This is a genomic window from Streptomyces sp. NPDC093795, from assembly GCF_044764665.1.
GTDB lineage: Bacteria > Actinomycetota > Actinomycetes > Streptomycetales > Streptomycetaceae > Streptomyces.
The window spans coordinates 275,333-295,222 of the sequence record NZ_JBIWIO010000007.1; the positions used below are offsets into that span (position 1 = coordinate 275,333).

15 protein-coding genes are annotated in these 19,890 nt (G+C 70.4%); 8 read left to right on the forward strand and 7 right to left on the reverse strand.

Features of this window, described 5'->3' with window-relative positions; all coding sequences use genetic code 11:
- The first annotated feature begins 124 nt into the window (after positions 1–124).
- Positions 125–436: a ferredoxin gene (locus tag ACIRB7_RS20905; protein ID WP_403600580.1), complete on the forward strand. Its 312-nt coding sequence runs from the start codon at positions 125–127 to the stop codon at positions 434–436.
- Positions 437–439: 3 nt separating this feature from the next.
- On the opposite strand, the gene ACIRB7_RS20910 is transcribed toward ACIRB7_RS20905, so the two are convergent.
- The 3 genes from ACIRB7_RS20910 to ACIRB7_RS20920 all read right to left on the reverse strand — a co-directional run bounded on the left by ACIRB7_RS20910 (position 440) and on the right by ACIRB7_RS20920 (position 3,313).
- The gene (locus ACIRB7_RS20910) at positions 440–1,018 is read right to left on the reverse strand and encodes a hypothetical protein (RefSeq protein ID WP_403600583.1); all 579 of its coding nucleotides are present in this window, start codon (positions 1,016–1,018) and stop codon (positions 440–442) included.
- Between the two features lie 186 nt (positions 1,019–1,204).
- Positions 1,205–2,092, reverse strand: a complete 888-nt coding sequence (locus ACIRB7_RS20915; RefSeq protein WP_015032448.1) for a tRNA (adenine-N1)-methyltransferase — start codon at positions 2,090–2,092, stop codon at positions 1,205–1,207.
- An 87-nt stretch (positions 2,093–2,179) separates the two neighbouring features.
- A complete protein-coding gene (locus ACIRB7_RS20920) occupies positions 2,180–3,313 on the reverse strand; it encodes a site-2 protease family protein (protein ID WP_403601040.1) in 1,134 nt (377 codons plus the stop codon).
- 346 nt (positions 3,314–3,659) lie between these two features.
- On the opposite strand from ACIRB7_RS20920, the gene ACIRB7_RS20925 reads away from it, so the two are divergent.
- Both ACIRB7_RS20925 and ACIRB7_RS20930 read left to right on the forward strand, forming a co-directional pair.
- Positions 3,660–4,562, forward strand: coding sequence for a RecB family exonuclease (locus ACIRB7_RS20925; RefSeq protein ID WP_403600586.1), 903 nt, complete (start codon positions 3,660–3,662; stop codon positions 4,560–4,562).
- A 43-nt stretch (positions 4,563–4,605) separates the two neighbouring features.
- Positions 4,606–5,283, forward strand: a complete 678-nt coding sequence (locus ACIRB7_RS20930) for a response regulator transcription factor (RefSeq protein WP_351217595.1) — start codon at positions 4,606–4,608, stop codon at positions 5,281–5,283.
- Between the two features lie 60 nt (positions 5,284–5,343).
- Here ACIRB7_RS20930 and ACIRB7_RS20935 read toward each other — a convergent pair whose 3' ends face one another.
- The 4 genes from ACIRB7_RS20935 to metH form a co-directional block, all read right to left on the reverse strand.
- Positions 5,344–6,924, reverse strand: coding sequence for an ABC transporter substrate-binding protein (locus ACIRB7_RS20935; protein ID WP_403600589.1), 1,581 nt, complete (start codon positions 6,922–6,924; stop codon positions 5,344–5,346).
- Positions 6,925–7,001: 77 nt separating this feature from the next.
- The gene (locus ACIRB7_RS20940; RefSeq protein ID WP_403600591.1) at positions 7,002–8,591 is read right to left on the reverse strand and encodes an ABC transporter substrate-binding protein; all 1,590 of its coding nucleotides are present in this window, start codon (positions 8,589–8,591) and stop codon (positions 7,002–7,004) included.
- A gap of 474 nt (positions 8,592–9,065) precedes the next feature.
- Entirely contained in the window at positions 9,066–9,764 is a 699-nt protein-coding gene (locus ACIRB7_RS20945; RefSeq protein ID WP_351217603.1) for an HAD family phosphatase, read from the reverse strand.
- A gap of 126 nt (positions 9,765–9,890) precedes the next feature.
- Positions 9,891–13,403, reverse strand: a complete 3,513-nt coding sequence (gene metH, locus ACIRB7_RS20950; RefSeq protein ID WP_403600594.1) for a methionine synthase — start codon at positions 13,401–13,403, stop codon at positions 9,891–9,893.
- Positions 13,404–13,628: 225 nt separating this feature from the next.
- Between metH and ACIRB7_RS20955 the strand changes: the two genes are divergently transcribed.
- From ACIRB7_RS20955 to ACIRB7_RS20975, 5 genes are all read left to right on the forward strand, one after another.
- Positions 13,629–14,411 (forward strand): IclR family transcriptional regulator, encoded by a 783-nt coding sequence (locus ACIRB7_RS20955; protein WP_403600597.1) that lies wholly within the window; start codon positions 13,629–13,631, stop codon positions 14,409–14,411.
- 267 nt (positions 14,412–14,678) lie between these two features.
- Positions 14,679–15,437, forward strand: coding sequence for an MIP/aquaporin family protein (locus ACIRB7_RS20960; RefSeq protein ID WP_403600600.1), 759 nt, complete (start codon positions 14,679–14,681; stop codon positions 15,435–15,437).
- A gap of 41 nt (positions 15,438–15,478) precedes the next feature.
- Positions 15,479–17,011, forward strand: coding sequence for a glycerol kinase GlpK (gene glpK / locus ACIRB7_RS20965; protein ID WP_403600602.1), 1,533 nt, complete (start codon positions 15,479–15,481; stop codon positions 17,009–17,011).
- Between the two features lie 3 nt (positions 17,012–17,014).
- Positions 17,015–18,619, forward strand: coding sequence for an FAD-dependent oxidoreductase (locus tag ACIRB7_RS20970; RefSeq protein WP_403600605.1), 1,605 nt, complete (start codon positions 17,015–17,017; stop codon positions 18,617–18,619).
- Between the two features lie 188 nt (positions 18,620–18,807).
- Entirely contained in the window at positions 18,808–19,890 is a 1,083-nt protein-coding gene (locus ACIRB7_RS20975) for a PAC2 family protein (protein ID WP_403600608.1), read from the forward strand.

The window sequence follows — 19,890 nt, forward strand, 5'->3', positions numbered from 1 at the left end:
GAGGAATACCCACCCTTCACGGCTTGAAAGCGGGCGGTTGTATCGTCGTCTTGGGCCAACACCCGTCGGAGGGGGCCCGACTTACCCGCGAGAAGCGATACGAGAAGCAGGGACGGCAGGAGATATGACCGTGCAGGACGAGGTCCTTTCCACGGGCGCCGACGAGGCGCTGGAGGTCTGGATCGACCAGGACCTGTGCACCGGGGACGGGATCTGCGTGCAGTACGCTCCCGAGGTCTTCGAGCTGGACATCGACGGGCTCGCGTATGTGAAGAGTGCCGACGACGAGCTCCTTCAGGACGCGGGCGCCACGACGCCGGTTCCGCTGACGCTGCTCCAGGACGTGGTGGACTCCGCGAAGGAGTGCCCGGGCGACTGCATCCATGTGCGCCGGGCCGCGGACAAGGTCGAGGTGTACGGCCCCGACGCGGAGTGACGATCAGGCGCTCTGCGCGCCGGCCCGGCCGTCGCGTACGAAGGTGCCGCCCTGCCAACGCCAGCCGACCTGCTCCTTCTCGTCGGGGCAGCAGCTGGGAACGTCCGGCGACGAGTAGCCGAGCAGGGTGGCGAGGACCACTCCCTCGCGTACGTCGAGCTCGGTGACGCTCTTGTGCAGCTCGGGCGCGACGAGGGTGGCCACCACGCGCGCGCGGGGGCCGGTCTCCTTGCCGCGGGTGAGGACGTAGACGCCGCTCGGCGGGGTGCCGGAGCCGGCTTCGCAGTGCACGACCGCAACGGTCTCGGGGTTTCCGTCGCCGTCGAGGTCCCCTGACGCCTGCTGTGCGATCTTGCGGGGGCCTCCCCGGCAGTCCAGGGGGTAGTCGGCTCCGGCGGCCTCGGGGGCGGGTGCGGGGCCCGGGGCGGCGGCAGGGGCCGTGGTGGCTTCGGCGGGGCCCGGCTGGAGCAGGCCGGCGAGGGCGACGACCGCGGCGGTCGCGGTGGCGATGGCGAGCCAGTGGGCCGGTCGGGCCCTGGTGTGGGCGAGGTCCGCGAGGTCCGGGGCGGCGGAGGGCTGCACGCGAGACGTCTCCTGTGGGGGTGGCGCGGTGGTTTCCGGGCATCGTGCCATACGTCACAGGGGGACGGAACAGGTGGGTCGGCCGCGGGCGGGGGTACGGGCGTCCGCCGAACATGGGGGCGCCGCCGTCGACTTCCCTGCCGTGGGCGGGGAACTCGGCGGCGGCGCTCCGTGGTTGTCGGGACGTCAGCCCTTGTTGGGGCCTTCGTAGTCCTCGCCGTAGGCGCCCTTGGCGGGGCGGCGGCGGCGCATCGGGGGCTCGACGCCGTCCGCGAGGCGGCGGGCGGTGACGAGGAAGCCGGTGTGGCCGATCATGCGGTGATCGGGGCGGACGGCGAGGCCCTCGACGTGCCAGTTGCGGATCATGGATTCCCAGGGCTGCGGCTCGGCGTAGCAGCCGAACTCGCGGATGGACTCCACGGTGCGGGCGAGCTGGGTGGTGGTGGCCACGTAGCAGCAGAGGATGCCGCCGGGGACGAGGGCCTTGGAGACGGCCTCCAGGCACTCCCAGGGAGCGAGCATGTCCAGGATGACGCGGTCGACGTCGGTGTCGGACAGGTTGTCCTGGAGGTCGCCCACGGTGAGCTGCCACGCGGGGTGGGGGCCGCCGAAGTAGCGTTCGACGTTGCCCTTCGCGATCTCGGCGAAGTCTTCGCGGCGCTCGTAGGAGTGCAGCATGCCGCTGTCGCCGATGGCGCGCAGGAGGAAGCTGCTGAGCGATCCCGAGCCCACCCCGGCTTCCACGACGCGAGCGCCGGGGAAGATGTCGGCGAAGGCCAGGATCTGCCCCGCGTCCTTGGGGTAGACCACGGCGGCGCCGCGGGGCATGGACAGGACGTAGTCGGGGAGCAGGGGGCGCAGCGCGAGGTAGGCGACGTTTCCGGTGGTGCGGACAACGCTGCCCTCGGGGGCGCCGATCAGTTCGTCGTGCGGGAAGGAACCCTTGTGGGTGTGGAAGTTCTTTCCCTCTTCGAGCGTGAACGTGTAGTGACGGCCCTTGGGGTCGGTCAGCTGAACCTGGTCCCCGACCTTGAAGGGCCCGCGTCGGCGGGCGGCACCGGTCGGTTCGGACATACGAGCACCTTATCAAGGGCTTCCTCACCTCCGGGCCGCTCGAGTCGGCGCCGACGGTCGACCGTGCTCGGAAGCCGACTACCGGGGTTACGAACCGGGTCGTGCCATGGCCTTGACGAAGGCGCGTTCCACGTCGGTGGTGGCGAGGACGCCGTAGATCTCGCCGGTGGCCTCGACGACGAGGTACTCGGTGGCGGGGCTGGCGCGGAGGTGGTCGAGGAGGGGCTGGCCGGTGAGTTCGGCGGGGACGCGCATGCCGTCGGTGAGGTCCTGGGCGAGGGTGCTGACGGCGACCCAGGGGCGGCGGTGCTGGGGGACGGCGGCGATGGCGGCCTCGCGGACGATGCCGGTGGGGTCGCCGTGGCCGTCGACGACGACGAGGGCGCGGGCGCCGGCTTCGTTGGCGCGGCGGAGGGCCTCGGAGAGGGGGGCGCCGGGTTCGGCGGGGATGGCGCGGCGGGTGAGGCTGCGGGCGCTGAGTTCGGGGAGGTGTTCGCGCAGGCGGGCCATGCGGAGGCTGTTGCCGGCGCCGGTCCAGATGATGGCGGCGAGGATGGCGGCGAGCAGGGCGTCGGTGACCGTGTCGAGGCCGCTGATGTCGTCGGTGGAGTTGCCGAGAGCCCCGGTGCGGGTGAGCAGGGGGAGGCCGACGAGGACGAGGACGGCGAGGGCGCGGCCGACCCAGGCGGCGGCGACGGTGCCGCTCATGGGCTTGCCGGTGATCTTCCAGATGACGGCGCGGAGCATGCGGCCGCCGTCCAGGGGGAGGCCGGGGAGCAGGTTGAAGGCGGCGACGATCAGGTTGGAGATCATCAGGCCGGCGAGGAGGACGCCGGGGACGGTGCCGGGCTCGACGGCGTACAGGGAGAGATAGAACACGCCGGCGAGGACGAGGGAGAGGAGGGGGCCGACGAACGCGAGGACGAATTCGCGGCCGGGGGTCTCGGTCTCCTTCTCGATCTCGGAGACGCCGCCGAAGAACTGGAGCTGGATGCGGCGCACCGGGAGTTTGAAGCGGAGCGCGGCGATGGTGTGGGCCAGTTCGTGGACGAGCACGGAGGCGTAGAAGGCGATGGCGAAGAAGAGGGAGACGAGGTAGCGGGCGGCGCCGAGTTCGGGCAGGACGCGTTCGATCTGGTCGCCGAAGACCCAGGTGATGAGGGCGGCGACGAGGAACCAGCTGGGGGCGACGTAGACGGGCACGCCGAAGGGCCGGCCCATGAGGATCCCGCCGCCGGGTTCCTCGGTGCGCTGCGGCTTGGGCTCGTCCTGGTTCACGGGTTCCTTTCGTCGCGGGGGTGTGACCCACGTCGGTGTGTCACGGTTCGATCATGCAGTGCGACGGGGCCTCGGGTCGATGGTATTCCGCTGGGGCCTGTCCGGTGGATCAGGGTCGGTCAGGCCGCGGCGTCTGGTGCGGTGCATGGCAAGGCGCCGGAGTGTCCTAATAGCGGAGCTATTCGGGCATTTCGGCAACGCGGCCAGGTGCCGTGCCAGGCGCCGCGGACCCGGCCCTGATCCACCGGACAGGCCCTCGTTGTCGGTGGCGGGTCGTAGGGTCTTTGTCATGAGTACGAGCGAGCAGGTGCCGGCGGAGCCCCGGGCGCCCATGTCGTTGTCGCCGTCGCGGGCGAGCGATTTCATGCAGTGTCCGCTGCTGTACCGGTTCCGGGTGATCGACCGGCTGCCGGAGCGGCCGAGTGCGGCGGCGACGCGGGGCACGCTGGTGCATGCGGTGCTCGAGCGGCTCTTCGACGATCCGGCGGTGGAGCGTACGGCTCCGCGGGCGCGGGCGATGGTTCCGGGGCAGTGGGACCGGCTCCTCGAGTCGAAGCCGGAGCTGGGTGAGCTGTTCGCGGAGGATCCGGAAGGCGAGCGGCTCGCGGAGTGGCTGGGTGAGGCGGAGCGGCTGGTCGAGCGGTGGTTCACGCTGGAGGATCCGACGCGTCTGGAGCCGGCCGAGCGTGAGCTTTTCGTGGAGACGGAGCTGGATTCGGGGTTGCGGCTGCGTGGGGTGATCGACCGGATCGATGTGGCGCCCTCGGGTGAGGTGCGGATCGTCGACTACAAGACGGGGAAGGCGCCGCGGCCGCAGTACCGGGACGGCGCGCTGTTCCAGATGACGTTCTACGCGCTGGTGGTGTGGCGGCTGCGGCAGGTGATCCCGCGGCGGCTGCAGCTGGTCTATCTGGGCAGCGGGGAGGTGCTGACGTACGACCCGGTGGAGGCGGATCTGCTGCGGGTGGAGCGGAAGCTGCTCGCGCTGTGGGAGGCGATCCGGCTGGCGACGGATTCGGGTGACTGGCGGCCGCGGCCGACGAAGCTGTGCGGTTGGTGTGATCATCAGGCGGTGTGTCCCGAGTTCGGGGGGACTCCCCCGGTCTATCCGCTGAAGATCGTTTCCGTGTGCCCGCCGGAGTCGGGCGAATCGGGTCAGGGCAGAATGGGCCTGGCCCCGCCGGCGCCGTAGCGTCGGCGTACCTCGTGAGCTCAGGTCCCGTGAAGGAGCCCTTGTGACGATCCGCGTCCTCTTGGTCGACGATCAGCCGCTGTTGCGCACCGGCTTCCGGATGATTCTGGAGGCGGAGCAGGACATCGCGGTGGTGGGTGAGGCCGGGGACGGTCTCCAGGCGCAGGACCAGGTGCGGGCGTTGCAGCCGGACGTGGTGCTGATGGACATCCGGATGCCGCGGATGGACGGGGTGGAGGCGACCCGGCAGATCACGGGTCCGGGGCGGGACGGTCCGGCGAAGGTGCTGGTGCTGACGACCTTCGATCTGGACGAGTACGTGGTGGAGGCGCTGCGGGCGGGTGCGAGCGGTTTCCTTCTGAAGGACGCTCCGGCGACCGAGCTGGTGCAGGCGATCCGGGTGGTGGCGGCCGGTGAGGCGATGCTGGCGCCGTCGATCACGCGTCGGCTGCTCGACAAGTACTCGGCGCATCTGCCGACGGGCGAGGAGCAGATGCCGGACACGCTGAACACCTTGACGGACCGTGAGGTGGAGGTGTTGAAGCTGGTGGCGCGTGGTCTGTCGAACGCGGAGATCGCGGCGGATCTGTTCGTCAGCGAGACGACGGTGAAGACGCATGTGGGTCATGTGCTGACGAAGCTGGGGCTGCGGGACCGGGTGCAGGCCGCGGTGTACGCGTACGAGAGCGGTCTGGTGCGGCCGGGCGCGGGCGGCCAGTAGCGGCTACGGCGGAGGGGCCCGGTGCGCGTGCGCGCGCCGGGCCCCTCCGCCGTGTGCGGGTCAGCCCTTGCGGATCTCCCAGAAGCGGAAGACGGTCGAGGAGTCGAGGGTCCATTCGAGGCCGGTGACGTCGTCGCGGGCGACGGCGTACTGCTTGCCCTGCCAGAGCGGGAGCAGCGGGAGTTCGTCGGCGACGAGGTCCTGGAGCTTGCCGTACTCGTCGGCGGTGGCGGCGCGGTCCGGGACGGCGGCCGTCTTCGGGAGGAGGCTGCCGGTGATGGTGGTGTTCTCGTAGTGGTTGCCGAGGACGTTGCCCTTGCCGAAGAAGGGGGCGGTGAAGTTGTCGGCGTCGGGGTAGTCGGGGACCCAGCCCTTGACGTAGACGCCGTACTTGCCGTCGGCGATGTCCTTCTCGTACTGGTCGTAGGCGACGGACTTGACGTCGGCGTCGAAGAGGCCGCTCGTGTTGAGCTGGCCGGCGATGGCCTTGAGTTCCTGGTCGGTGGCCGGGCCGTAGCGGCTGGGCGTGGACCAGAGGGTGAGCTTCACCTTGTCGGTGATGCCGGCCGCGCGCAGGGCCTTCTTGGCCTTGGCCTTGTCGGGGGCGCCGTAGGTGTCGTAGAAGGCGGTGTTGTGTCCTGCGATGCCGGCCGGGACGATCGAGTAGAGCGGCGTGGCCGTCGACTTGTAGACGCCTTCGACGAGGGCCTCGCGGTCGACGAGGTGGGCGATGGCCTGGCGGACGCCGAGCTTGCCGAGGACCGGGTCCTTCATGTTGAAGACGAGGTGCTGGACCTCGGCGCTGCTGCCGGGGATGACCTCGATGCCCTTGTCGTCGGTGGTCTCGGAGGTTTCGAGGGTGGCGATGTCCTCGGCGGAGAGGCCTCGGTAGGCGACGTCTATCTCTCCGGCGGTGAGGGCCTTGGAGAGGGCGGAGCGGTCGCCGCGGTAGAGCTTGAGGGTGACGGCGTCGTTCTTGAGCCGTGCGGTGCCCCGGTAGCCGGGGTTGGCGGAGAAGGTGGCCTCGGAGTCGCTGAGGGAGTCCAGCTTGTACGGGCCGGAGCCGGTGGCCTTGCCGTCGGTGCGGAGGGCGTCGGCCGGGTACTCGCGGTGGTCGATGATGGAGCCGGCGCCGGAGGCGATCTTGCTGGGGAAGGTGGCGTCCGGGACCTTGAGGCGGAAGACGACGGTCCGCTCGTCGGGGGTCTCGATGGTCTTGATGGTGGAGAGCAGCGGCGCGGGGCCGGAGGGGTCGGCGATCTTGAGGGCCCGCTCGAAGGAGTACTTGACGTCCTTGGAGGTGAGCTTGTTGCCGTTGGAGAAGGTGAGGCCGTCGCGCAGGGTGCAGGTGTAGACGGTGCTGCCCGTGCCGAAGCCGCACTTGTCGGCGGCCTCGGGCTCGGGCTGGGAGCCGCCCTTGGGGAAGGCGAGCAGGGACTGGAAGACGTTGTTGAACAGCAGCCAGGAGCCGGGGTCGTAGCCGGCCGCCGGGTCGGGGCTGAGGATCTCGTCGGACATGCCGACGCGTATGGCGTTGCCGGAGTCTCCGGCGCCACCCTGTTCGGTGCCGCAGCCGCTGAGGAGGGCGGCGGACAGGCCGGCGGCGAGGGGGGCCGTCAGCCACTTGTTGTGCGTCTTCACAGAACGTGCCTCGTGATCTCTTGTCAGGCCGGCCGCGCGCGGGTGCGCGGCCGGTGTAACCGACCCAGTCGACGGGGTTATGCGGTGCCGCGGCCCAGTTCCCAGAGCAGGAGGTCGGAGGACGTGTTGAGGGCGTACTCGACTCCGTTGAGGTCGTCGCGGGCGGCGACGTACTGCTTGCCCTGCCACAGGGGCAGGACGGGTACGTCCTCGGCGACGATCTTCTGGATCTGGTTGAAGACGGGGCCTGCGGCGGTGCGGTCGGCCTGGCGGCGCGAGCGCGGGATGAGCTGGTCGCGGACGACCTTGTTCACGTACGGGGTGTTGAGGAAGTTGTCGCTGTCCAGGAAGGGCGCGATGTAGTTGTCCGGGTCCGGGTAGTCCGGGAACCAGCCGAGGCCGTAGACGGCGTAGTCGCCGCGCTTCTGGGCGGTGCGGAACTTCGACCATTCGGTGCCCTGGACGGTGGCGTCGAAGAGTTCGGTGGCGACGAGCTGCTTCTTGAGCGCCTCGAACTCCTTGGCGGTCTCGGCGCCGTAGTGGTCGGTGGTGTAGTTCAGCGTGACCTTGACCGGCGTCTTGACGCCCGCGTCCTTGAGGAGCTTGGCGGCACGGGCGCGGTCGGGCTCGCCGTACGCGTCGAAGAAGGGGGTGGTGTGGCCGGTGATGCTGGAGGGGATCAGCGAGTACAGGGGTTCGGCGGTGGGGCCGTAGACCAGGTCGACGAGGGCGCCGCGGTCGACGACGGCGGCCATGGCCTGGCGTACGGCCTTCTCCTGGACGGCGGGGGCCTTGGTGTTGAAGCCGAGGTAGCGGATCTCGAGGCCGGGGACCTCGATGATCTCGATGCCCTCCTTGGGCGTCTCGGTGAGGTCCTTGACCTGCTGCTGCGACAGGGAGCGGGCCATCATGTCGATGTCGTCGCCGTCCAGGGCCCGGCCCATGGTGTCCGCGTCGGCGTAGGGGCGCAGTTCGACCTGGTCGTTGCGGAGGGTGATGTCGCCCTTGTAGGCGGGGTTCTTGGTGAAGACGAAGCGGGTGGCCTTCTCGCCGTCGCGCTCGACCTTCATCGTGTACGGGCCGGAGCCGTCGACGTCGAATCCGTCGCGGAGCTTGTCGGCGGCGTACTTGTCCTTGCTGAGGATGCCGGCGACCGGGGTGGAGAGCTTGTACGGGAAGGTGGCGTCGGGGGTCTTCAGGTGGAAGACGACCTCGTCGGTGCCCTTGGTCTCGACGGTGTCGACGTTCGAGAGGAGGGCGGCCGTGCCGTTGTCCGACTTGATCTTCAGGACGCGGTCGACGGAGTACTTGACGTCTTCGGCGGTGATCGGGGTGCCGTCCGCGAAGGTGAGGCCGGAGCGGAGCTTGCAGCGGTAGCTCTCGCTGGCCCGGTCGGAGAATCCGCAGCTCTGGGCGGCCTCGGGGACGGGCTCGCCGCCGCCGCGGGGCACGTGCATCAGGGTCTGGACGGTCTGCCGCAGGATGTTCCAGGCGCCGGTGTCGTAGGCGAAGGCCGGGTCGAGCGGTGCGGGGGCGTCCGCGGTGGCGATGAACTGGTCCGTGGTGCCGACGACGATCGTGTCACCGTCCTGCGCTCCGCCGCAGGCGGCGAGCAGGGGGGCGAGCAGTCCGGCCACGGCCGGCAGCACCAGGGTCTTGCGGTTCATCAGGGACGATCTCCTCATCCGGCACTGGGATACAGCGGTCAGTGGGAACTCCGCCGCCGGCCGCCCGGTCGGGGCGGGAGCGATCGGGCCGGGTGTTGCGATCGGTCCTGTGTTCTCGGCGACTTGGGTGTGCGCCGGTGCACGCGGATATGCGGCGAAGTACTCGCGAAAGATTAGTGGGCAGCGCAGCTATTGCCGGACCACGGGCGCGCGTGGGGGTAATCGCACAGTGATCATGAATGCGGGGCGCTCGATAGTCATGCGTCGGAGGATGCGGACGGCGGCGAGCGAATCGGGACACATGGGGACGCCGAAACTCTCCCTTTTCGGGCGCGAGCACGAGGAAGGCCACCCACCGCCAGGCACTCTGGGTGACCAAGGTCACGCGGAGGCCCTTTCGGTGAATGGCCTGATCGTTTTTGCCGGGCGTCGGCGCATTCCATCGACCGAGTCCGGGGAAAGCTCAGGGAAGGCTCAGATCCCGGTGATCAGAGTGCGGAGAAACGGCACGTCGACCTCTTCGAGGGAACGCACGACGACCCGGCCGGGCGAGGGCGCGATCGGGGCGACGGAGGGCACCGCGACGACCCGGCAGCCCGCCGCCTCCGCGGCCGCCACACCGGTCGCCGTGTCCTCGACGACGGCGCAGAGCGCGGGATCGGCCCCGACGCCACGGGCGGCCGTCAGATACGGCTCGGGGTGCGGCTTGGTCCTGACGACCTCGTCCCCCGCGACGGTGAGGGCGAAGCGGTCACGGCCGAGCGAGTCGAGGACCCGCTCGATGATCCGCCGGTGCGAGGCGGAGACGAGGGCGGTCGGGATGGAGTGCCGGGCCAGCTCGGCGAGGAGCCGGTCGGCGCCCGGCATGAGCGGCACGCCCCGGTCGATGCGCTGCTCGAACTTCTCGTTGAGCAGGACGGTCAGCTCGGCGAGGGTGATGTCGGCGCCGGTCGACTCGATGAGGTAGCCCGCGCTGCGGGTCATCGGGCCGCCGACGACGACGTCCCGCCAGGCCTCGTCGAGCCGGTGCCCGAGGTCGGCGAAGACCTCCACCTCCGCGTCCCACCAGAAGCCCTCCGTGTCGACGAGGGTCCCGTCCATGTCGAGGAAGACGGCCTGCAGGGCGGAGCTTCCGTTCGTACGGATCAGGGACGCGGGGACCGTACTGGTCATCCGGACACCTCCATGGAGGGACGAGAAGGCCGGTCATCCCCCCGTACGGGGAGGACGACCGGCCTGCACTGGACCGACAAGTGTACGTCCCGATCAGCGCGGACGTACGGATTTACCTGTGGACGGTCACCTGGCGTTGAAGTACTTCGCCTCGGGGTGGTGGATCACGATGGCGTCCGTGGACTGCTCCGGGTGCAGCTGGAACTCCTCCGACAGGTGCACACCGATCCGCTCCGGCCGCAGCAGATCCGCGATCTTCGCGCGGTCCTCCAGGTCGGGGCAGGCGCCGTAGCCCAGGGAGAAGCGGGCGCCGCGGTACTTGAGGTCGAACATGTCCCGGACGTCGGCCGGGTCCTCCCCGGCGAAGCCCAGCTCGGCGCGGACACGGGCGTGCCAGTACTCGGCGAGGGCCTCGGCGAGCTGGACGGAGAGGCCGTGCAGCTCCAGGTAGTCGCGGTAGGAGTCGGAGGCGAACAGCTCGGCCGTGGCCTCGCCGATCCTCGAACCGACGGTCACGACCTGGAGGCCGACGACATCGGTCTCGCCGGACTCCTCCGGGCGGAAGAAGTCCGCGAGGCAGAGGCGGCGGCCCCGGCGCTGGCGCGGGAAGGTGAAGCGGGTCCGCTCGTTGCCGGCCTCGTCCAGGATAATCAGGTCGTCGCCCTTGGACACGCAGGGGAAGTAGCCGTGGACGACGGCCGCCTCCAGGAGGTTCTCGGTGTGGAGGCGCTCCAGCCAGCCGCGCAGCCGGGGCCGGCCCTCGGTCTCGACGAGCTCCTCGTACGAGGGTCCGTCGCCGGCCCTGTTCTGCTTGAGGCCCCACTGGCCCTTGAAGAGGGCGCCCTCGTCGAGCCAGGAGGCGTAGTCCTTGAGCGGGATGCCCTTGACGACCCGGGTGCCCCAGAACGGCGGGGTCGGCACCGGGTTGTCGGTGGCGACGTCGGAGCGGCCGCCGGGCTCGGGCTCGGACACCTGGAGCGCGGGGGCGTCGGACTTCGCGACCCGGCGCTGCTTGAGCTCGGGGAGTACGGCTCCGGGAACGCCGCGCTTGACGGCGACGAGGGCGTCCATGAGGCGCAGGCCCTCGAAGGCGTCCCGGGCGTAGCGGACCTCGCCCTGGTAGATCTCGTGGAGGTCCTGTTCGACGTACGCCCGGGTGAGGGCGGCGCCGCCGAGGATCACGGGGTACTTGGCGGCCAGCTCGCGCTGGTTCAGCTCCTCCAGGTTCTCCTTCATGATCACGGTGGACTTCACGAGGAGACCGGACATGCCGATCACGTCGGCCTTGTGCTCCTCTGCCGCTTCGAGGATCGCGGAGACCGGCTGCTTGATGCCGATGTTGACGACGTTGTAGCCGTTGTTGGACAGGATGATGTCGACGAGGTTCTTGCCGATGTCGTGGACGTCGCCGCGGACCGTGGCGAGGACGATCGTGCCCTTGCCGTCCGCGTCCGTCTTCTCCATGTGCGGTTCCAGATGCGCCACGGCCGTCTTCATGACCTCGGCGGACTGGAGCACGAACGGCAGCTGCATCTGGCCCGAGCCGAACAGCTCGCCCACCGTCTTCATGCCGTCGAGCAGGATCTCGTTGACGATCTCCAGGGCCGGCCGGATCGTCAGCGCCTCGTCGAGGTCCGCCTCCAGGCCGTTCTTCTCGCCGTCGACGATCCGGGCCTTGAGACGGTCGTCGAGCGGCAGGGCGAGGAGCTCCTCGGTCTTGCCTGCCTTCATCGACTTGGTGTTGACGCCCTCGAAGAGGGCCATCAGCTTCTGCAGCGGGTCGTAGCCCTCGGCGCGGCGGTCGTAGATCAGGTCGAGGGCGGTGGTGACCTGCTCGTCGTCGAAGCGGGCGATCGGCAGGATCTTGCTCGCGTGGACGATCGCCGAGTCGAGGCCGGCCTTCACGCACTCGTCGAGGAAGACGGAGTTGAGGAGGATGCGGGCGGCCGGGTTCAGACCGAAGGAGATGTTGGAGAGGCCGAGCGTGGTCTGGACGTCCGGGTGGCGGCGCTTCAGCTCGCGGATCGCCTCGATCGTGGCGATGCCGTCCTTGCGGGACTCCTCCTGACCGGTGCAGATGGTGAAGGTCAGGGTGTCGATGAGGATGTCGGACTCGTGGATGCCCCAGTTGCCGGTGAGGTCGTCGATGAGCCGTTCGGCGATGGCCACCTTGTGCTCGGGCGTACGGGCCTGGCCCTCCTCGTCGATGGTGAGGGCGATGAGCGCGGCGCCGTGCTCCTGGGCGAGCCGGGTGACCTTGGCGAAGCGGGACTCGGGGCCGTCGCCGTCCTCGTAGTTCACCGAGTTGATGACGGCGCGGCCGCCGAGCTTCTCCAGGCCGGCCCGCAGGACGTCCACCTCGGTGGAGTCGAGCACGATGGGCAGGGTGGAGGCGGTGGCGAAGCGGCCGGCGAGCTCCGCCATGTCGGCGACGCCGTCACGGCCCACGTAGTCGACGCAGAGGTCGAGCATGTGCGCGCCCTCGCGGATCTGGTCGCGGGCCATCTCGACGCAGTCGTCCCAGCGGGCTTCGAGCATCGCCTCGCGGAACTTCTTGGATCCGTTGGCGTTGGTGCGCTCGCCGATCGCCATGTACGCGGTGTCCTGGCGGAACGGCACGGTCTGGTACAGCGACGCGGCGCCGGGCTCGGGGCGGGGGTCGCGCGAGCCGGGGGTGAGCCCCTGGACCCGCTCGACGACCTGGCGCAGGTGCTCCGGGGTCGTACCGCAGCAGCCGCCGATGAGGGAGAGGCCGTACTCGCGGACGAAGGTCTCCTGGGCGTCGGCGAGCTCGGCGGGGCTGAGCGGGTAGTGGGCGCCGTCGGAGGTGAGGACCGGCAGGCCGGCGTTGGGCATGCAGGAGAGCGGGATACGCGAGTGGCGGGCGAGGTAGCGGAGGTGCTCGCTCATCTCGGCGGGGCCGGTGGCGCAGTTCAGGCCGATCATGTCGATGCCGAGCGGCTCGAGCGCGGTGAGCGCGGCGCCGATCTCGGAGCCGAGGAGCATGGTGCCGGTGGTCTCGACGGTGACGGAGACGATGAGCGGCACGTCGGCGCCGAGGGCGTCGAGGGCGCGGCGGGCGCCGATGACGGAGGACTTGGTCTGGAGCAGGTCCTGGGTGGTCTCGACGAGCAGGGCGTCGGCGCCGCCGGCGAGGAGCCCCTCGGCGTTCTGCTGGTAGGCGTCGCGCAGCAGGGTGTAGGGGGCGTGGCCGAGGGTGGGGAGCTTGGTGCCGGGGCCGATGGAGCCGAGGACCCAGCGCTGGCGGCCGGTGGTGGCGGTGAACTCGTCGGCGACCTCGCGGGCGATGCGCGCGCCGGCCTCGGAGAGCTCGTGGACGCGCTCGGGGATGTCGTACTCGCCCAGGGCGGCGTGGTTGGCGCCGAAGGTGTTGGTCTCGACGCAGTCGACGCCGGCGGAGAAGTACTCCTGGTGGACCGAGCGGACGATGTCGGGCCGGGTGATGTTCAGGATCTCGTTGCAGCCTTCGAGGTTCTCGAAGTCCTCGAGGGTGGGGTCCTGTGCCTGGAGCATGGTGCCCATGGCGCCGTCGGCGACGACCACTCGGCTGGCGAGTGCCTCGCGGAGGGCCGCAACGCGGTTCCGGCTGTCGGCGGAAGGGGTCGGCAACGAGGCCATGGATGAGCTCCCTGGGATGCGACGGCTGTCGGCTTTGCACCTTCGGAGGAGGGTGCACGGGGCCAGCGTAACCGCGCTCGGCCCGGGGTGGACAAGGCGTCCCACGGGCCGGACGGCATCCTGTGTGCGGGGACTCCCGCTCCGGGCCGTTCTTGTCCGACACTGTCATGTGTCACATGAGGTCGGCATCGACCGATAGTGTTCAGCATTGTCGAACAACGTTAGATGGGAGAAGGCCGGGCGATGGCGAAGAACATCCAGTCGCTTGAACGGGCGGCGGCCATGCTGCGACTGCTCGCGGGCGGCGAGCGCCGGCTCGGCCTGTCGGACATCGCGTCCTCGCTCGGGCTCGCCAAGGGCACCGCCCACGGCATCCTCCGCACCCTCCAGGCGGAGGGCTTCGTGGAGCAGGACGCGGCCTCGGGCCGCTACCAGCTCGGCGCGGAACTCCTGCGGCTCGGCAACAGCTATCTGGACGTGCACGAGCTGCGGGCCCGGGCCCTGGTCTGGACGGACGACCTCGCGCGGTCCAGCGGCGAGAGCGTGCACCTGGGGGTGTTGCACCAGCAGGGCGTGCTGATCGTCCACCACGTCTTCCGGCCGGACGACAGCCGCCAGGTCCTGGAGGTGGGGGCCATGCAGCCGCTGCACTCCACGGGTCTGGGCAAGGTCCTCTCGGCGTACGACCCGGTGGCGCACAGCGAGGTGGTGGAGGCCGAGCGGGAGGCGTTCACACCCCGGACGACCACGGGCCTCGCCGACTTCGAGTCGCTGCTCGACATGACGCGGGCCCGGGGCTGGGCCGCGGACGTGGAGGAGACCTGGGAGGGCGTGGCCTCGGTGGCGGCGCCGATCCACGACCGGCGGCGGATGCCGGTGGGCGCGGTGGCGGTGACGGGCGCGGTGGAGCGGCTGTGCCCGGCCGGGGAGCTGCGTCCCGAACTCGTCGCGGCGGTACGGGACTGCGCCCGCGCGGTCTCCCGGGATCTGGGGGCCGGGCGCTTCTGACCCTGGGGCCCCCGCGCCCCCGACCTGACTGAACCCGCCGGTAACGATCGCGTTATCGGCGGGTTTTTCACTTCCCGAGGCCTTGACGCGCTGTTAACCCGGGGGCAAAACTTCCGTTCACCGGTCGGCATTGCCGAACACCTAACGGCAATACGCGCTAGAGTGTGGCAGTGCCAAGGGCCGGAAACAGCCCTCACACGAGGGTGCGGACTTCCGGAGGGACCCGGGGTCCGCCGTTCCCCCGGACGAAGGACAAAGGAGTCGCGGGTGTCCAGCTCCGACATCTTCCTCGGCGAGACCATCGGTACCGCCGTTCTGATTCTGCTCGGCGGCGGTGTGTGCGCCGCCGTCACGCTCAAGGGCTCCAAGGCCCGCAACGCGGGCTGGCTCGCGATCACCTTCGGGTGGGGCTTCGCCGTCATGACGGCCGTCTACATGACGGCTTCCCTCTCGGGCGCCCATCTGAACCCCGCCGTCACGGTCGGAATCGCGATCAAGGACGGCGCGTGGGGCGACGTCCCCGTCTACATCGCGGGCCAGCTGCTCGGCGCGATGATCGGTGCCGCACTGGTCTGGGTGGCCTACTACGGCCAGTTCCAGGCGCACCTCACCGACCCGGAGGCCGCCGCGAAGAAGCCGATCGAGGGCCCCGGCCCCGTGCTCGGCATCTTCTCCACCGGCCCCGAGATCCGGAACACCTGGCAGAACCTGGCCACCGAGATCATCGGCACCGTCGTGCTCGTCCTGGCCGTGCTCACCCAGGGCCTCAACGACAGCGGCAAGGGCCTCGGCGTCATAGGCGCCCTGATCACCGCGTTCGTCGTGGTCTCCATCGGCCTCTCGCTCGGCGGCCCGACCGGCTACGCGATCAACCCGGCCCGTGACCTCGGCCCGCGCATCGTGCACGCCCTGCTGCCGCTGCCGAACAAGGGCGGCTCCGACTGGAGCTACGCCTGGATCCCGGTCGTCGGACCGCTGGTCGGTGGCGCCGTCGCCGCGGGTATCTACTCCATCGCGTTCGCCTGAGCCGTAGCCGTCCTTCTCCCAGACTCACCCAGGAGCACACCGTGACCGACGCACACACCTCCGGCCCCTTCATCGCGGCCATCGACCAGGGCACCACCTCCTCCCGCTGCATCGTCTTCGACAAGGACGGCCGGATCGTCTCGGTCGACCAGAAGGAACACGAGCAGATCTTCCCGAAGCCGGGCTGGGTCGAGCACGACGCCGCAGAGATCTGGACCAACGTCCAGGAGGTCGTCGCCGGCGCCCTGACGAAGGGCGGCATCGCCGCCACCGACGTCAAGGCCATCGGCATCACCAACCAGCGCGAGACCACGCTGCTCTGGGACAAGAACACCGGTGAGCCCGTCCACAACGCCCTCGTCTGGCAGGACACCCGCACCGACGCGCTCTGCAAGGAGCTCGGCCGCAACGTCGGCCAGGACCGCTTCCGCCGCGAGACCGGCCTGCCCCTCGCGAGCTACTTCGCCGGCCCGAAGATCCGCTGGATGCTCGACAACGTCGAGGGCCTGCGGGAGCGCGCCGAGGCCGGCGACATCCTCTTCGGCACCATGGACTCGTGGGTCATCTGGAACCTCACGGGCGGCGCCGACGGCGGCGTGCACGTCACCGACGTCACCAACGCCTCGCGCACCATGCTGATGAACCTGCACACCCTGGCCTGGGACGAGAAGATCGCGGAGTCGATGGGGGTCCCCCTCAACGTCCTCCCCGAGATCCGGTCCTCCGCCGAGGTCTACGGCCACGTCAAGGACGGCGCCCTCGCCGGTGTCCCGGTCGCCTCGGCGCTCGGTGACCAGCAGGCGGCCCTCTTCGGCCAGACCTGCTTCGCCGAGGGCGAGGCGAAGTCGACGTACGGCACCGGCACCTTCATGCTGATGAACACCGGCGACAAGATCATCAACTCCTACAGCGGCCTGCTGACCACGGTCGGCTACCAGATCGGCGACGCGAAGCCGGTCTACGCCCTGGAGGGCTCGATCGCCGTCACCGGTTCGCTGGTGCAGTGGATGCGCGACCAGATGGGCCTCATCAAGTCCGCCGCCGAGATCGAGACCCTCGCGTCCTCGGTCGAGGACAACGGCGGCGCCTACTTCGTGCCGGCCTTCTCCGGCCTCTTCGCCCCCTACTGGCGCTCCGACGCCCGTGGCGTGATCGCCGGCCTCACCCGGTACGTGACGAAGGCGCACATCGCCCGCGCCGTCCTGGAGGCCACCGCCTGGCAGACCCGCGAGATCACCGACGCCATGACGAAGGACTCCGGCGTCGAGCTGACCGCGCTCAAGGTCGACGGCGGCATGACCTCCAACAACCTGCTGATGCAGACCCTCTCGGACTTCCTGGACGCGCCCGTCGTGCGTCCGATGGTCGCCGAGACCACCTGCCTCGGCGCCGCCTACGCCGCCGGCCTCGCCGTCGGCTTCTGGCCGGACACCGACGCGCTGCGCGCCAACTGGCGCCGCGCCGCGGAATGGACCCCTCGCATGGACGCCGGCAGGCGTGACAGCGAGTACAAGAGCTGGCTCAAGGCCGTGGAACGTTCCATGGGCTGGCTCGATGACGCATCCGAGGAGTAAGACATGACCACCCTGCAGAGCGTCCCCGCCCTTGGGACGCGCCCGGCGTCCGGCTCCCTCCCGAGCCGCGCCGAGACCCGGGACCGGCTTTCCAAGGCGACGTACGACCTCCTGGTGATCGGCGGCGGCATCCTGGGCATCTCCACCGCCTGGCACGCCGCACAGTCGGGCCTGCGGGTGGCCCTGGTGGACGCCGGCGACTTCGCCGGCGCCACCTCCTCCGCCTCCTCGAAGCTGCTCCACGGCGGTCTGCGGTACCTGCAGACCGGCGCGGTGAAGCTGGTGGCGGAGAACCACTTCGAGCGGCGTGCGGTCTCCCGTCAGGTGGCACCGCACCTCGCAAACCCCCTCACCTTCTACCTGCCCGTGTACAAGGGCGGCCCGCACGGCGCGGCCAAGCTCGGCGCCGGCGTCTTCGCGTACAGCGCCCTCTCGGCGTTCGGTGACGGCGTCGGGCACCTGCTCTCCCCCGCCAAGGCCGCGCAGGACGTGCCGGAGCTGCGTACGGACAACCTCAAGGCCGTGGCCGTGTACGGCGACGACCAGATGAACGACGCCCGCATGGCCCTGATGACGGTCCGCGCGGCGGTCGACGCCGGTGCCACCGTCCTCAACCACGCCGAGGTCACCGGCCTTCGCTTCACCCGGGGCCGGGTGACCGGCGCCGAGCTCAAGGACCGCACCAGCGGCGACGAGTTCGGCGTCAGCGCCCGCCTCGTGCTCAACGCGACCGGCCCGTGGGTCGACCACCTGCGGAAGATGGAGGACCCGAACGCGGCCCCCTCCATCCGCCTCTCCAAGGGCGCGCACCTGGTCCTCAAGCGGACCTCGCCGTGGAAGGCCGCCCTGGCCACCCCCATCGACAAGTACCGCATCACCTTCGCCCTCCCCTGGGAGGACATGCTGCTGCTCGGTACCACCGACGAGGAGTACGAGGGCGACCCCGGCCAGGTCGAGGTCACCGAGAAGGACACCGCCCAGATCCTGGACGAGGCCGCCTTCTCCATCCGCGACCAGCAGCTGTCGCGCGACCTGATCACCTACTCGTTCGCCGGTCTGCGGGTGCTCCCGGGCGGTCCCGGGGACACCTCCAAGGCCAAGCGCGAGACGGTCGTCACCGAGGGCCGCGGCGGCATGCTGTCGGTGGCCGGCGGCAAGTGGACGACCTTCCGCCACATCGGCCGTACGGTGATGAGGAAGCTGGAGCAGCTTCCGGGCCACCCGCTGGGCGAGGACTACGAGTCGGTGTCGACGCTGCCGAAGCGGCTGCCGCTGCCCGGCATCGCCAACCCGAACGCGGTCGCGCACCGGCTGCTCGTGGACGGCCCGGCGCCCGGCCCCCGGATGGCCGCCGACACCGCCAGGCACCTGGCGACGCACTACGGCTCGCTCTCCTTCGACATCGCGCGCATGGCGAACGAGAACCCGGACCTGGCCCGCCGTATCCACCCGGAGGCGCCGGAGATCTGGGCGCAGGTCGCCTACGCCCGTGACCACGAGTGGGCCGAGACGGCGGACGACGTGCTGCGCCGCCGTACGACGCTGACCATCCGGGGTCTGGCGACGGACGAGGTCCGCGCCGGCGTCGACGCGATGCTGGGGAAGTAACTCCCGCGGGCACAGGGGCGGTTCCTCGGGGAGGAACCGCCCCTCGCGCTTGTCGTGTGCAGAGGTGCGTTCCTGGGTAGTCGATCAAGGCCGCACGGGTTCTCGGGGATGTCCGGGGGCTGCGGGCGGACCTCCGAGAAGCCTTAAGGTTGGTCCGTACGACAGGAACTTCGAAAAGGAGGCGCTGGGTGATCGAGCTCGAGGGGGTACCCGAGCTGATCGACCCGGTCATGGTGGCCGCGTTCGAGGGCTGGAACGACGCCGGCGACGCCGCCTCCACCGCGGTCGCCCACCTGGACCGGGAATGGAAGGGCGAGGTCTTCGCGGCACTCGACGCCGAGGACTACTACGACTTCCAGGTCAACCGGCCGACGGTCTTCCTGGAGAACGGCGTACGGAAGATCACCTGGCCGACGACCCGGCTCTCCGTGGTCAGGGTCGGCGGCGACAAGCCCCGCGACCTGGTGCTGGTGCGCGGGATCGAGCCCTCGATGCGCTGGCGCTCCTTCTGCAACGAGCTGCTCGCCTTCGCCCACGAGTTGGGCGTGGAGATGGTCGTGATCCTGGGCGCGCTGCTCGGGGACACCCCGCACACCCGGCCCGTCCCCGTCAGCGGGGTGACCTCGGACCCGGACCTGGCGCGCACGATGGACCTGGAGGAGACCCGGTACGAGGGCCCGACGGGCATCGTGGGCATCCTCCAGGAGGCGTGCACCCACGCGGGCGTGCCGGCGGTGAGCCTGTGGGCGGCGGTGCCGCACTACGTGTCGCAGCCGCCGAACCCGAAGGCGACGCTCGCGCTCCTCAACCGCCTTGAGGACCTGATCGGTCTGCGCATCCCGCTGGGCGAGCTGCCCGAGGACGCGCGGGCCTGGCAGGTGGGCGTGGACCAGCTGGCCGCCGAGGACAGCGAGGTCGCCGAGTACGTGCAGACGCTGGAGGAGGCCCGGGACACGGCGGAGCTGCCGGAGGCCTCGGGCGAGGCGATCGCCCGCGAGTTCGAGCGGTATCTGCGGCGCCGTGAGCCGGGCAGCGGGCCGGGACCTGGCGTGGCGACGGAGGGCGGCGACTCGCCGTTCCTGCGGGACGCCGGGAGCGGCCGTACGAGGCCCCCGAAGCCGGAGCAGCCGGGCCCGGAGGCGGTACCGGGCACCGACCAGCCGACTCCCGAGCCGGGACCGGGCAAGACCCCGGAGGCCGGTACGGAGTCCGAGCCGGGCGCGGAGCCCGAGCCGCCCGCCGAGGGCACGGCCGGCGACACCGAGGAGTAA

What these genes read in the sequence shown, in the direction of transcription:
- ACIRB7_RS20925 (WP_403600586.1), top strand. Translation starts at nt 3,660, where the DNA reads ATGAGTACGAGCGAGCAGGTGCCGGCGGAGCCCCGGGCGCCCATGTCG.
- metH (WP_403600594.1), bottom strand. Translation starts at nt 13,403, where the DNA reads ATGGCCTCGTTGCCGACCCCTTCCGCCGACAGCCGGAACCGCGTTGCG.
- ACIRB7_RS20955 (WP_403600597.1), top strand. Translation starts at nt 13,629, where the DNA reads ATGGGAGAAGGCCGGGCGATGGCGAAGAACATCCAGTCGCTTGAACGG.
- ACIRB7_RS20970 (WP_403600605.1), top strand. Translation starts at nt 17,015, where the DNA reads ATGACCACCCTGCAGAGCGTCCCCGCCCTTGGGACGCGCCCGGCGTCC.
- ACIRB7_RS20940 (WP_403600591.1), bottom strand. Translation starts at nt 8,591, where the DNA reads ATGAACCGCAAGACCCTGGTGCTGCCGGCCGTGGCCGGACTGCTCGCC.
- ACIRB7_RS20920 (WP_403601040.1), bottom strand. Translation starts at nt 3,313, where the DNA reads ATGGGCCGGCCCTTCGGCGTGCCCGTCTACGTCGCCCCCAGCTGGTTC.
- ACIRB7_RS20915 (WP_015032448.1), bottom strand. Translation starts at nt 2,092, where the DNA reads ATGTCCGAACCGACCGGTGCCGCCCGCCGACGCGGGCCCTTCAAGGTC.
- ACIRB7_RS20945 (WP_351217603.1), bottom strand. Translation starts at nt 9,764, where the DNA reads ATGACCAGTACGGTCCCCGCGTCCCTGATCCGTACGAACGGAAGCTCC.
- ACIRB7_RS20905 (WP_403600580.1), top strand. Translation starts at nt 125, where the DNA reads ATGACCGTGCAGGACGAGGTCCTTTCCACGGGCGCCGACGAGGCGCTG.